Annotated in this window: 14 protein-coding genes and 1 pseudogene; 11 read left to right on the top strand and 4 right to left on the bottom strand. The window is 63.5% G+C overall.

All coding sequences use genetic code 11. The features are described 5' to 3' along the window. From Q427_RS14680 to trxC, 3 genes and pseudogenes are all read right to left on the bottom strand, one after another. Positions 1-403: pseudogene (locus Q427_RS14680) on the bottom strand (hypothetical protein); the annotation flags it as partial. Between the two features lie 3 nt (positions 404-406). Further along, a complete protein-coding gene (locus tag Q427_RS14675; protein WP_043515197.1) occupies positions 407-916 on the bottom strand; it encodes a hypothetical protein in 510 nt (169 codons plus the stop codon). Between the two features lie 106 nt (positions 917-1022). Further along, positions 1023-1520, bottom strand: coding sequence for a thioredoxin TrxC (trxC, locus tag Q427_RS14670; protein WP_051496400.1), 498 nt, complete (start codon positions 1518-1520; stop codon positions 1023-1025). A 111-nt stretch (positions 1521-1631) separates the two neighbouring features. Here trxC and Q427_RS14665 point away from each other — a divergent pair, with 111 nt between their 5' ends. The 9 genes from Q427_RS14665 (at position 1632) to yejK (ending at position 7564) form a co-directional block, all read left to right on the top strand. Next, entirely contained in the window at positions 1632-1919 is a 288-nt protein-coding gene (locus tag Q427_RS14665; RefSeq protein WP_043515191.1) for a DUF1330 domain-containing protein, read from the top strand. Between the two features lie 41 nt (positions 1920-1960). Beyond that, the gene (locus Q427_RS14660; protein WP_043515189.1) at positions 1961-2308 is read left to right on the top strand and encodes a putative quinol monooxygenase; all 348 of its coding nucleotides are present in this window, start codon (positions 1961-1963) and stop codon (positions 2306-2308) included. A gap of 111 nt (positions 2309-2419) precedes the next feature. Next, positions 2420-2740: a hypothetical protein gene (locus Q427_RS14655; protein ID WP_043515187.1), complete on the top strand. Its 321-nt coding sequence runs from the start codon at positions 2420-2422 to the stop codon at positions 2738-2740. A 96-nt stretch (positions 2741-2836) separates the two neighbouring features. Then, entirely contained in the window at positions 2837-3121 is a 285-nt protein-coding gene (locus tag Q427_RS14650; protein WP_043515185.1) for a peptidylprolyl isomerase, read from the top strand. Positions 3122-3333: 212 nt separating this feature from the next. Next, on the top strand, positions 3334-4257 hold the full coding sequence (locus Q427_RS14645; RefSeq protein WP_043515182.1) for an ABC transporter ATP-binding protein: 924 nt from the start codon (positions 3334-3336) through the stop codon (positions 4255-4257). After that, a complete protein-coding gene (locus Q427_RS14640) occupies positions 4254-5015 on the top strand; it encodes an ABC transporter permease (protein ID WP_043515179.1) in 762 nt (253 codons plus the stop codon). The genes Q427_RS14645 and Q427_RS14640 overlap by 4 nt, the downstream gene beginning before the upstream one ends. Before the next feature lie 222 nt (positions 5016-5237). Then, positions 5238-5813 carry a hypothetical protein gene (locus tag Q427_RS32365; protein ID WP_043515177.1) on the top strand — a complete coding sequence of 192 codons (576 nt, stop codon included), beginning with the start codon at positions 5238-5240 and terminating at the stop codon, positions 5811-5813. Beyond that, positions 5810-6463 carry a GGDEF domain-containing protein gene (locus tag Q427_RS14630; RefSeq protein WP_197030659.1) on the top strand — a complete coding sequence of 218 codons (654 nt, stop codon included), beginning with the start codon at positions 5810-5812 and terminating at the stop codon, positions 6461-6463. The genes Q427_RS32365 and Q427_RS14630 overlap by 4 nt, the downstream gene beginning before the upstream one ends. A gap of 84 nt (positions 6464-6547) precedes the next feature. Beyond that, complete coding sequence (gene yejK, locus Q427_RS14625) at positions 6548-7564, top strand: nucleoid-associated protein YejK (protein WP_043515175.1); 1017 nt, start codon at positions 6548-6550, stop codon at positions 7562-7564. Here the strand turns inward: yejK and Q427_RS14620 are convergent. Then, on the bottom strand, positions 7545-8282 hold the full coding sequence (locus tag Q427_RS14620; protein WP_043515173.1) for a glutamine amidotransferase: 738 nt from the start codon (positions 8280-8282) through the stop codon (positions 7545-7547). The genes yejK and Q427_RS14620 overlap by 20 nt on opposite strands. A 206-nt stretch (positions 8283-8488) precedes the next feature. Here Q427_RS14620 and Q427_RS14615 point away from each other — a divergent pair, with 206 nt between their 5' ends. Together Q427_RS14615 and Q427_RS14610 are read left to right on the top strand one after the other, a co-directional pair. Next, positions 8489-10963: an NAD-dependent epimerase/dehydratase family protein gene (locus Q427_RS14615; protein WP_043515171.1), complete on the top strand. Its 2475-nt coding sequence runs from the start codon at positions 8489-8491 to the stop codon at positions 10961-10963. A 94-nt stretch (positions 10964-11057) separates the two neighbouring features. Then, on the top strand, positions 11058-11870 hold an 813-nt coding region (locus Q427_RS14610; RefSeq protein WP_043515200.1), incomplete at its 3' end, for an ABC transporter transmembrane domain-containing protein.

Here is an 11870-nt window from a genome sequence, read left to right as displayed (position 1 = left end):
ACCACTCCACCAGCGATTCCCCGGGTCCGGGGCGTACCTGTTCGACGAAGGCCTCGATCTGGCGCCACTTGCGCCCACCCACATGCTGGCCCCATTCGGAGGGCAGAGAGGCCACTGGCGCGGGCAGTGTCGGCAGGTCAACCAGCGCCTCCAGCGCCGCCACCGGCAGCCACTCGCCCAGCGGCGAGGCATGGAAGGGGGAGGCCTGCAGCCGCACCACGTCCTGCTCACTCAACCCCAGCAGGGCATCGCCGAGTACTGCAAAATCGTCGGGCCAGGGCAGGTGACGATACTGAAACGGCAGTGGCCGCCACAGCGGCTGCCAGCGGGAAAGCAGCTCGGTGAGGCGGGTGAGGCGGTGGTTGTCCGGCAGCGTCGACTCCCCTTGTCCGGGCTCAAACAATGACTAGTACTCAATGCGGGAAGCGGTGATATCGAACGCCACGGCGATATCGATCCCCTCTTCCAGGTTCGGCGCGTCGCCCAGGGCCTCCTGCAAGGCCAGAACGCCCTTCACGCTGCCAACCACCCGCGCGACGCCCCCCTCCACCGCGAAGGTATCCAGGGTCAACCGCACATCGGCCCCTTCCGAGGTGTAAACGGGCGGCATCGCCGAGGTGCCGATCAGGTTGAGCACGTCGTAATGGAGCAACTCCCCATCCTTGAATGCCATGCTGATGGAGAGTGAATCCCGGCTTCGCCTTCCGTCGGGGTCGGCGAAGCCGACGATATCGACCAGGAAGTCACCGTCGCCGACATCGGTAAAGGTGGCGCTGCTCTCATTGTCCTGGCGCAGGATATACCACTCCCGCTCGTTGCCATCGAGCTCGCCTTCCAGGCGCTCCGCCATGGCCGACATCGGCCAGAGGCCGGCGACCAGGATCATGCCGAACGCTATCGCTAGCCATTGTCTCATGTGCTCCCCCTTGCCTGAATCGGCCCCTGAGCCATCGCGGCCCGCAGGGTTCACTATGCAAATACGTTCCATCCGTTCGACCGGAGATGAACGCGCTTGGCGGTGGCTACGTCAGTAGATGAGGCTTTAGCCATTGACGCAACTGTGGCCCCTGTAGCAAACCGGGCTGACGTGCCACCTCCTGGCCACCCCGGAAAACGATCAGGGTGGGAATACTGCGAATGCCGAAACGGCCGGCCAACGCCTGCTGGGCTTCGGTATCCAGCTTGGCGAACCGCATCCGTGGCTCGAGCTCCCTCGCCGCCTCGGCGAAAATCGGTGCCATCGTCTTGCAGGGGCCGCACCAGCTCGCCCAGAAGTCCACCACGACCGGCATTTCGCTTCGCTCGACCATGGCACGAAAATTCTCCTGGGTCAGCTCGACCGGCTCGCCGGTAAATAGCCGGCTCTTGCAACTGCCGCAGGTCGGGCCATCGCCCAGGCGCGCCTGGCTGACGCGGTTGACGGCGCCGCAACTGGGGCAGCAAGAATGATGGAGGCGGACATGAAGGGCTCCTTGATAGCGGGTTTGCCTACAACGGGTTTGCCTACAAGATGACGCCAGAGCCCAAGTCCATCAAGGGTTTCCGACGGGCAGTCGCGCCACTCCCTGCGCTGAAGTGGTAAGGTTGACCTGCCAGCCACCTTGGCGACATCCACCGGAGGGTTGTGAGAAATGAGTAGAGCCTATGTCGTGGGAAACGTCACCATCAGGGATGCCGATAAGTGGGCGCAGTACGTCGCCGAGGTGCCCGACACCCTCACGCCATGGGGCGGCGAGATCCTGCTGCGTGGCAGACAGGCGGCCCTGCTGGCGGGCCAGGCGCCGCACCGCAACCTGGTGGTGCTCTCCTTTCCCGACCTGGACGCGATCGACCGATGGTACGCCTCTGCCGCTTATCAGGCGCTGATTTCGCTGCGTGACGAGGCCGCAACGGTCGATCTGGCCGCCTATGAGGCCTGAGTGTTATCGTCTGCGCTCCACTGATTTCGCAGGGGCATTCCATGTCACAGAAGATCTACTGCACCGCCAGTTTCCGACCCAAGCCCGGCAAGGAGAAGGCAGTGTTCAAGGCACTCCAGGCGCTCGAGCCCAATGCCCATCGCGAAGATGCTTGCCTGCTCTATACCGTCACCCGCCAGATCGACAACCCCTTTGCCCAGGGTGAGAGCTTCCCCATCGTCTTCCATGAGATCTGGGCCAACCGTGAAGCCTTCGAGGCACACTGCCAGCGCAGCGAGATCCAGCAGTTCTTCCAGTCACAGGTCGAATCACCCGAGGGCGATATCGAGGCGGCCAATGTCTGCGTCTACACCGACGAACCGATCGATTTCGATGCACCCCAGCTATAAAGGTAACTTGTATAAAGGTTACCTGCGCACTTTCGCGGAGCGGGTGGGAGCCGCGGCTCTCACCCGTGGTATATCCCTGCCAGCATACCGTCAGCCTTCAAGGAGTTCCCCATGGGGCGCCTGTTCTCTCTTATCGTGATCGTGGGCCTGGCATATGGCGGGCTCTACCTCTACTACGGCGTGGCGATGAAGCAGGTCATCGAGCAGCAGATCGACGACCACGGCCTCTCCGCCCTGGAGGTGGAGCGTATCCACTATGGCCCGCTGGCACCGGTCACCACGCAAGCCAGGATCTCGGCCACCGTGAACTACCGCGGCGCCGAAGCCACGCTGGATATTCGGATCATCGGCCATCCGATCTTTACGGAGGAACTCAGGGTCGAGCTTGACGGACTCCAGGCACTGCGGCTGCGGATTGGAGGCAGTCAGTGAAGACACTGGCGAAACCGGCCCACCGGTAGCGCCGGCGGGCGTGTCGCCATGTTAGGATTGACCCTCCTTTCATCGGCAAGATGCCAACTTTGGAGAGTGCAACATGGCCAGGCAACCGCGCGTCATATTCTGGTAAGCAGCGAAGAGAAGTGTGAGGCCCTCAAGGCGGAGATCGAGGGCGGGCGCGATTTCGCCGAGGTGGCAAAGGAGAACTCCTCCTGCCCCTCCGGTGCCCAGGGCGGCGATCTGGGCAGCTTCGGTCCGGGCCAGATGGTCCGCGAATTCGACGAGGTCGTCTTCTCCGGCGAACTGAACAAGGTTCACGGCCCGGTGAAGACCCAGTTCGGCTACCACCTGCTGGAAATCACCAGCCGCAGTTGAGCCCGTATCGGGACGGGAAGAAGCCGCACGTGCCCGTCACGGCGGCTTTTCTCGTTCCATGCCCTGTGCCGGGTGACATCTCGCGTTACGATGGTGTCCATTGATTCGTTCTCTAACGGAAACAGGGATATGACCTTATCATTCAACCACCTGCCAAGGCCAGAGCGGAAACGGCCGCAAGCCTGGGACAGACGGCAGCCACCGGCTCACCGATGATCCGGGTGGCGCAGCTCGACAAGGTCTTCGAGGGCGGTTTTCAGGCGTTGAAGAACGTCAGCCTGGAGATCCAGCGCGGCGAGATCTTCGCCCTGCTCGGCCCCAACGGCGCGGGCAAGACCACCTTGATCAGCGTGATCTGCGGACTGGTGCGAGCCAGCAGCGGCAGCGTCAGCGTCGATGGCCACGACAACGTGACCGACTATCGCAAGGCACGGGCCATGATCGGCCTGGTACCGCAGGAGCTCACCAACGAGGCCTTCACCACGGTATGGGATACGGTAAGCTTCAGTCGCGGGTTGTTTGGCAAGCCACGCGACCCGACGCATATCGAGTCCGTGCTGCGCGCACTGACCCTCTGGGAGAAGCGCAATAACCGCCTGCTGGAACTCTCCGGGGGCATGAAGCGCCGGGTACTGATCGCCAAGGCACTCGCCCATGAGCCCAAGGTCCTGTTTCTCGACGAACCCACCGCCGGCGTCGACGTGGAGCTGCGCCGGGAAATGTGGGAGGTGGTTCGACAGCTACGCGACCAGGGGGTCACCATCATCCTCACCACCCACTACATCGAGGAAGCGGAGGAAATGGCCGACCGTATCGGCGTTATCCTGCGTGGAGAGCTGGTGCTGGTGGAAGAGAAGGCGGCGCTGATGCGTCAGCTGGGCCGCAAGGAGCTGACCCTGCACCTGGATCAGCCGCTCGATGACGTGCCGGCGGCACTGGCCGGCCACGACCTGGCATTGACGGAAGACGGTCATGCACTGGTCTACACCTATGATGTGACACAACAGGAGGAAGGCACCGGCATCGCAGGCCTGCTCGCCGACCTGGAAGCCACCGGTATCCGGGTCAAGGACCTCCACACCCGGCAGAGTTCGCTGGAGGAGATTTTCGTCAGCCTGGTCAGGGAGAGAACATGAACCTGCAGTCCGTCAAGACCATCTACCTGGCCGAGATGGCGCGAAGTCTGCGTACCGTACTCCAGAGCATCGTCTCGCCGGTGGTATCCACCTCCCTCTATTTCGTGGTCTTCGGTGCGGCCATCGGCTCGCGCATCAGCGAAGTGGACGGCGTCAGCTACGGCGCCTTCATCGTGCCCGGGCTGATCATGCTGATGCTGCTGACCCAGAGCGTCTCCACCGCTTCGTTCGGCATCTTCTTCCCGCGCTTCTCGGGCTCGATCTACGAGATTCTCTCGGCGCCCATCTCCTACCTGGAGATTGTCCTCGGCTTCGTCGGTGCGGCGGCCACCAAGTCGCTGATCCTGGGCTTGATCGTGCTCGGCACGGCACGGCTGTTCGTGCCGTTTACCATCCAGTACCCGCTGGTCATGCTGCTGTTCCTGGTGCTCACTGCGCTGACCTTCAGCCTGCTCGGCTTCATCATCGGGATCTGGGCCGACGGCTTCGAGAAGCTGCAGCTGGTACCGCTACTGGTGGTCACGCCGCTGACCTTCCTCGGTGGCACCTTCTACTCCATCGACATGCTGCCCCCCTTCTGGCAGACGGTGACGCTGCTCAACCCGGTGGTCTATCTGGTCAGCGGCTTTCGCTGGAGTTTCTACGGTACCGGCGATGTCAGCATCTGGGCCAGCGTGTTCATGATCATGGCATTCCTTGGCGTCTCGCTGGCGGTGGTGAACTGGATATTCAAGACCGGCTATCGACTGAAGCCGTAACTGGCCGTGCTTCCTGTATTGTCTTGCCACCGCGTAATCTTGTGTATCGAACGCGCACAGAAGTGACTGGCAAATTGAGGGGCTCGCATCCATGCTTCAGGAGTTGCAACGAGGCGGCTCCTCCAGGGAACCGATGCCGTGGAAGCAGACGAGAACAATAATCGGAAGGAACCTGGCCCCGCGACGAGATAGGTACGTGCCACCCTTCCAAGGAATGAGCCGATGGCTGCTGGCAACACCGAATTCAGGGAGGCGCCCCTTCTCGACTGGCGCGCCGAATTCCAGGATTCGACGCTGGAAGCGTTATATCGCCGCACCATGCTGGCGCAGGATGCCCGGCAGCTTGTGCTCGCCCTGTGTGCGATCTCGGGCATCTTCTTCATCTTCAGCCTGGCCGACCTGACCCTGCTCGGATTTAACGGCGAGTTCCTCGCCCTGCTGGCCATTCGTACGTTCGTTGCCCTGTCCTGCTTGTCGCTGGCGCTGGCGGTCAAGCTGCAGCCGGCCTTGGTCTATCAAAGCTTGCCGGTGAACCTCGCCTACTTCGTCGGTATCAGTGGGTTGCTGCTCACCATCCCCCTTCACCCTGGCACCGGCGGCCTGCATATCGCCACCATGGTGGTGGCATGCACGACGCTATACCTGCTGGTGCCCAGCCGGCTACCCTGGATTCTTGCCTGGAATGCCTATCTCGCCCTCGGCTTTGCCATCGCGCTCGGTTATCGGCCCGATATATCGCCTGCCATGCTCGCCAGCGGCCTGTTGCTGCTCGCTTCGCCAACCTGCTGGGCTGGGTGACACTCACTCGGCTCAACCGTCTCCAGCGCAGGCAATTCGCCCTGTTGATCGAGGAGCGAAACATCAATCGCCAGCTGCAAGCCGAGATCGATGAACGACGCCAGCTCGAACAGCAGCTGCGTGTCATGGCCAGTACCGATCACCTGACCGGCATCGCCAACCGCCGCCACTTCTTCGAGCTGGCCGAGCGGGAATTGAACCGTACCAAGCGTGAGGGGACACCGCTTGCCATCTGCATGGTCGACATCGACCTGTTCAAGGAGCTCAACGATCATCATGGCCATGCAGTGGGCGACCTGGTCCTGGCCACCATCGCCTCCTGCTGCGCATCGGTGCTACGTGACACGGACATCATCGGTCGTTACGGCGGCGAGGAGTTCATCATCGCGCTGCCCCAGGCCGACACCGCCACCGCCACTCTCATCGCCGAGCGACTACGCAGGAAGGTGTCCGGGCTGTCCCTGCCCATGCTGGGCGATACGCCCATGCTGTCGGTCACGGTAGGCATCAGCCATGTGGCTGAGGATGAAATGACGCTGGAGCCGGCCATGCTCCGCGCCGACGAGGCACTCTATGAAGGCAAGGCGCAGGGCCGCAACCGTGTCGTGGTGGCCGACGCACCTTCGTCTCGGGCCGCCATCGAAGCCTGAGAGCCCGTGCCGAACCCACCGTCGGGTTGAACTCAGTCCCGGGGCGGGTATCATCGCTGTCCCGCCCTTCTTCCCGGACCTTTCATGCCGATACTGCACAGCATCATCCACCGCATCGCCAAGGCATCCGGCGAGCAACCGGCCACCCTGCAGCCTGCGTCTGCCGAAGCGGCGGCATCGGATGCCCTGGAAGACCTCCTCGCCGGCTTCAACGATGCCTACCACGCCAAGCCCAAGGCCTGGGGTCACTTCAAGAGCGCACAGGACGTGGAGGATGCGCAGGCGCTACGGTTCCCACGGGAGCTGATGGGATACCTGGACGGCCAAAGCGACTTCGTCGCTTTCACCCGTGACGTGGCACAGCGCATCGCCGAACTGCTCGATGCGCACCTTTCGGTTTCGGGGCACTTGCTGTTCGTCGATTATCAGCAGGGTGACACCCGCTACCTGAGCCTGGCGCTGCTCCATCATCGCGAGGGCTACGCCATCGACAGCGCCCACGGCGTGATAACGTCAGCACAGCTCAACCTGGCCCAGATGAGCCTGGCGGCACGAATCAACCTCAGTCAATGGCGCAGCGACTCCCCTTCCCGGCAATACCTCTCCTGGACCCGGGACAGAGGGGGCAAGAAGCTGGCCGAGGGCTTTGCCGAACTGCTCGGCGCCACGGAGGGCGTGGACGCCACCGGCGAGACCCGCACCCTGCTGAAGGCCTTCAGCGACTATGTGGAGCAGGGAGACTTTGCCGAAGAGCAGAGCCGGGAGAAGACGGACGTGCTGCTCGACTACGCCAACGAGCAGGCGCGCAGCGGCGAGCCCATGACCCTGGAAACGCTCTCGGAACTGCTCGACGAGCAGCAGCCGAAGGCCTTCTTCGACCATATCCGCAACGCCGACTACGGGCTATCACCCGAGATCCCCCCCGACAAGCGAACCCTCAGCCAGTTTCGTCGCTTCACCGGGCGCTCCAATGGCGTCTCGATCAGCTTCGACTCGCACCTGCTCGGCTCCAGCATCGAATACGACGAGACCCAGGATCGGCTCATCATCAAGAAAGTCCCCAACGGACTGAGGGAGCAGCTCAAGGAGCGGCAGGGATGAGCTGGTTGGCCGCTTCCGCTGCCATCAGCCACTCCCTGAAGGCCTGCTGGCCGCGCCGCTCGAGATCCGGCCCCAGCAACCGGGCCTGCTGGCGGATCTCTACCGGGTCGACGTCGGCCCCCGCCAGTTCAACGGCATGACCGATCAGCCACTGCTCGATTCGCCCCGCGTCGGCCTCGAGATGGAACTGCAGCCCCAGCACGGTATCGCCCACGGCGAAGGCCTGGTGGGCACAGTCGTGGCTATAGGCCAGCCGCACGGCACCGGGTGGCGTCTCGAACATGTCGCCATGCCAATGCAATACGGTATCCGGATTGCCGATATGGCGCAGCGGACCTTCCTGCCCCTCACGGGTCAGGCTGACATCGGCAAAGCCGATCTCCTTCTCCGGCATGGGAAACACCCTGCCGCCCAGCGCACGGGCGATCAGCTGAGCCCCCAGGCAGATCCCGAGCAGCGGTCGACCTGAGTCGAGTCGGTGACGAATGGCGTCGAGTTCGGCGCCCAGGAAGGGATAGAGCGCCTCGTCGTTGGCACCGATCGGCGCCCCCAGCACCACCATCAGCTCGGGACTCTCCACATCCAGCGCTTCCAGGGCATCGGGGCCCAGCATCCCCGGGTCCAGGTAGCGAATCCGGTAACCCAGCTCCTCCAGCACCGGTTCGAAGGCTCCCAGGTCCTCGAAGGCCAGGTGGCGGATGGCAACGACACTCTTCATGCGCAAGAAACTCCTTTTTCTATCCTCACGGTACGGCAAGCAAACTGAGAAATATTGCTGCGCTATCCCATGGAACTCTTACAGAGAATGGCACAAGGCAACAAGTCCCGTTTGCCGTGCCGGCAAAAAGGCGACTAGCTTGAGTGTGCAGCATTGCGAAGGCGCTTCAACGGATTTGCGAGAAGGTCATGACAAGGGAGCCGGTCATGCATGACAAGGATGTGGCAACCCGGGATAAACCGCTGGTCGTCATCACAGGGGCCGCTGGAGGCGTCGGCACGGCCCTGACGCAGAGCCTCAACGAGACCTACCGAATCATCGCCCTGGACAGGAACGAAGCGGAAGAAGCGGACGAAAGCTACGAGTTCGACCTGACCGACGTCGACTCCATCAAGGCGGCGATGGACAGGATTGCCGACCGTCACGGCAGGGATATCGCCGCGGTCGTTCACCTCGCCGCCTACTTCGATTTCACCGGCGAGGCGTCCCCGCTCTACGAGAAGGTCAACGAGCAGGGCACCAGGAACCTGCTCGAGGCGCTGGAAGACATGAACGTGGAGCGCTTCGTCTATTCGAGCACCATGCTGGTTCATGAACCCCAGGTGCCAGGCCGTCGAGTCAGCGAGGATACCCCGATCGCCCCCACCTGGGCCTACCCCCAGTCCAAGGCACGCACGGAAGCGGTGATCCGCAAGCATGCCACCATGCCCTACACCCTGCTGCGGCTGGCCGGCATGTACGACGAGAAGACCAGCGTGCCCACGCTTTCTCACCAGGTCGCGCGCATCTACGAGCATACCCTCAAGAGCCATTTCTACTCCGGCAATACCAATGCCGGCCAGGCCTGCGTGCACAAGGAAGACATGATCGATGCTTTCCGCCGCACCATCGATCGCCGCCACGACCTGCCCGAGCAGAACGAGATCCTCATCGGCGAGGAGCACGCCGTCAGCTACGAGGCATTGCAGAACCGCCTGGGCGAGCTGATCCACGGCAAGAAGCGGTGGAAGACCGTGGTGATGCCCAAGCCGCTGGCCAAGACCGGGGCGCTGCTTGAGGAGAAGAGCGAACCACTGGTGCCCGACGACTTCGACAAGGGCGAGAAGCCCTTCATCCGCCCCTTCATGATCGACATGGCCGACGACCATTACGAACTGGACATCCACCGGGCCCGCGAGCAGCTGGGGTGGGAACCCCGGCATGAGGTCTTCGACACCCTCGAGGCCATGGTCGACAACCTGCTCGCCGACCCTCGCGGCTGGTACGAAGCGAATGGCATCACTCCCCCCGACTGGATCGATGAGGCCGAGGAGAAAGGAGAGAACCCCGAACGGGTTCTCGAAGATTACCAGGATCACACCCGGCGAGAGCACTACCGCTACCTGTGGGCGCACTTCTTCAACATCAGCCTGGGCGCCTGGCTGGTGGTCTCCCCCGCGACGCTGGGCTACGGTGGCGCCATGGCCTACAGCGACATGGGCTCGGGGCTCCTGCTGGCACTTTTCGGCGCCCTCTCCCTCTCGCTGAAGCTCATCTGGGCGCGCTGGGTTTGTGCGGCGATCGGCCTCTGGGTCCTGTTCGCCCCGCTGGTGTTCTGGAGCGACAGTGCCGCCGCCTACCTCAACGGCACCCTGGTGGGCACCCTGGCCATCGGCTTCGCCGCCTTGGTACGACCGTGCCCGGGCATATCCCCCGCGGCAGCGATGACCGGCCCCACTACGCCGCCCGGCTGGAACAACAACCCTTCCAGCTGGTTCCAGCGCATGCCCATCATCGTGCTGGCCTTCGTCGGATTCTTCATTTCGCGCTATCTGGCCGCCTACCAGCTGGGCCACATCGACGCCGTATGGGACCCCTTCTTTGACGGCACCCGCGAAGGCCTCAACGGCACCGAGGACATCATCACCTCGGAGGCCTCCGAGGCATGGCCGATACCCGATGCCGGCCTGGGTGGCATCGTCTATATGCTGGAGATCCTGCTCGGTTTCATCGGTGCGGCCAACCGCTGGCGCACCATGCCCTGGATCGTTGCCTCCTTCGGCGTGCTGATCGTGCCCCTCGGCGTGGTCTCGGTGACCTTCATCATCATCCAGCCGATCCTGATCGGCACCTGGTGCACCCTATGCCTGATCCAGGCCGGCGCGATGCTGCTGCAGATCGCCTACGCCTTCAACGAGTTCGTCGCCACCGGCGAGTTTCTCAAACGGCGCCACAAGGCCGGCGCCCCGGTACTCAAGATCTTCTTCACCGGCGATACCGACGAAGGTCCCAACGAGGCGCCGGACGAAGACTTTCAGCGCAAGCCGCAAGCCATCGTCGGCGAGGCACTCGGCACCGGGGTGAGCCTGCCCTGGAACCTGGCACTGTGCATCCTGATCGGCGCCTGGCTGATGCTCACCCGCATCACCTTCGGCGCCGAGGGAACCCTGGCCAACTGGGACCACCTGGTGGGCGCGCTGATCATCACCGTGGGCATCATCGCCATGGCCGAGTCGGCACGCCCGGTTCGCTGGCTGCTGATCCCGCTGGCGGCAATGCTCATCTTCACGCCCTTCCTGCATGGTGCCGGGATGCTGGCCACGATCAACAGCCTGGCCTGCGGGGTGGCCGTGATCGCCCTGAGCCTGCGCCGCGGGCCGATACGCGGCGAATACGGCAGCTGGAGCCGACTGCTGGGCTGAATGCATGACAGAGTCCCCTGTCGCCCAAGCCAACCGCAGCGTTCGGGCGACATGGTATCGTGTTCGCATGCCTGCCAATAGCGACGACCCTACCATGACCTCACGCCCCGACCCCCGGGTCCTGCTGCGCCTGCTCAAGCTGCTGGCGCCCTATCGTGGCCGGTTGCTCATTGCTGCCCTGGCCCTGCTGGTGGCTTCCGGTAGCGTGCTGCTGCTGGGCCAGGGGCTACGCCTGGTGATCGACCAGGGCTTCCTGGCTCGGGACAGTACCCAGCTCAACCGGACGCTGGCCGCCATGCTCGCGGTGGTGAGCGTTCTGGCCGCGGCCTCGGCCCTGCGCTACTACCAGGTGAGCTGGATCGGCGAGCGACTGGCCGGCGACCTGCGGCGGCAGGTCTTCGATCATCTGCTCGAGCTCGAGCCGGCCTACTTCGAGAGCGCCACCCATCGCGACCGCGGCGCCGCCGAGATAGCCTCACGGCTGACGGCGGATACCAGCGTGTTGCAGACCCTGTTCGGCTCCTCGATCTCCCTGGCGCTACGCAACCTGGTGATGCTTCTGGGCACCGTTGCACTGATGCTGGTGACACAGCCCTGGCTCTCGGCGCTGGTACTGATCGGCATACCCGTCACAGTACTGCCGATCCTGTGGTTCGGCCGTCGCGTCCGCCGGCTTTCCCGCCACAGCCAGGATCGCGTGGCCGAGCTGGGCCGCTACGCCAGTGAAACCCTCGATGGGATACGCACGGTGCAAGCCTTCACCCACGAAGCGATCGACCGACGCGACTACGGCGAGCGGGTCGAACAGGCCTTCGCCACCGCCGTGGTGCGCACGAGACAGCGCGCCTGGCTGACCGGTGCGGCCATGTTGGCGGTCTTCGCCGCGGTGGGGCTGATGCTGTGGCAG

This window comes from Halomonas sp. BC04 (genome assembly GCF_000568385.1).
Note: the sequence above shows the minus strand (reverse complement) of the source record. Positions and strands in the feature narration are given on the sequence as shown.

What these genes read in the sequence shown, in the direction of transcription:
- Q427_RS32365 (WP_043515177.1), top strand. Translation starts at nt 5,238, where the DNA reads ATGGCTGCTGGCAACACCGAATTCAGGGAGGCGCCCCTTCTCGACTGG.
- Q427_RS14675 (WP_043515197.1), bottom strand. Translation starts at nt 916, where the DNA reads ATGAGACAATGGCTAGCGATAGCGTTCGGCATGATCCTGGTCGCCGGC.
- yejK (WP_043515175.1), top strand. Translation starts at nt 6,548, where the DNA reads ATGCCGATACTGCACAGCATCATCCACCGCATCGCCAAGGCATCCGGC.
- Q427_RS14615 (WP_043515171.1), top strand. Translation starts at nt 8,489, where the DNA reads ATGCATGACAAGGATGTGGCAACCCGGGATAAACCGCTGGTCGTCATC.
- Q427_RS14620 (WP_043515173.1), bottom strand. Translation starts at nt 8,282, where the DNA reads ATGAAGAGTGTCGTTGCCATCCGCCACCTGGCCTTCGAGGACCTGGGA.
- Q427_RS14660 (WP_043515189.1), top strand. Translation starts at nt 1,961, where the DNA reads ATGTCACAGAAGATCTACTGCACCGCCAGTTTCCGACCCAAGCCCGGC.
- Q427_RS14665 (WP_043515191.1), top strand. Translation starts at nt 1,632, where the DNA reads ATGAGTAGAGCCTATGTCGTGGGAAACGTCACCATCAGGGATGCCGAT.
- Q427_RS14640 (WP_043515179.1), top strand. Translation starts at nt 4,254, where the DNA reads ATGAACCTGCAGTCCGTCAAGACCATCTACCTGGCCGAGATGGCGCGA.
- Q427_RS14655 (WP_043515187.1), top strand. Translation starts at nt 2,420, where the DNA reads ATGGGGCGCCTGTTCTCTCTTATCGTGATCGTGGGCCTGGCATATGGC.
- Q427_RS14645 (WP_043515182.1), top strand. Translation starts at nt 3,334, where the DNA reads ATGATCCGGGTGGCGCAGCTCGACAAGGTCTTCGAGGGCGGTTTTCAG.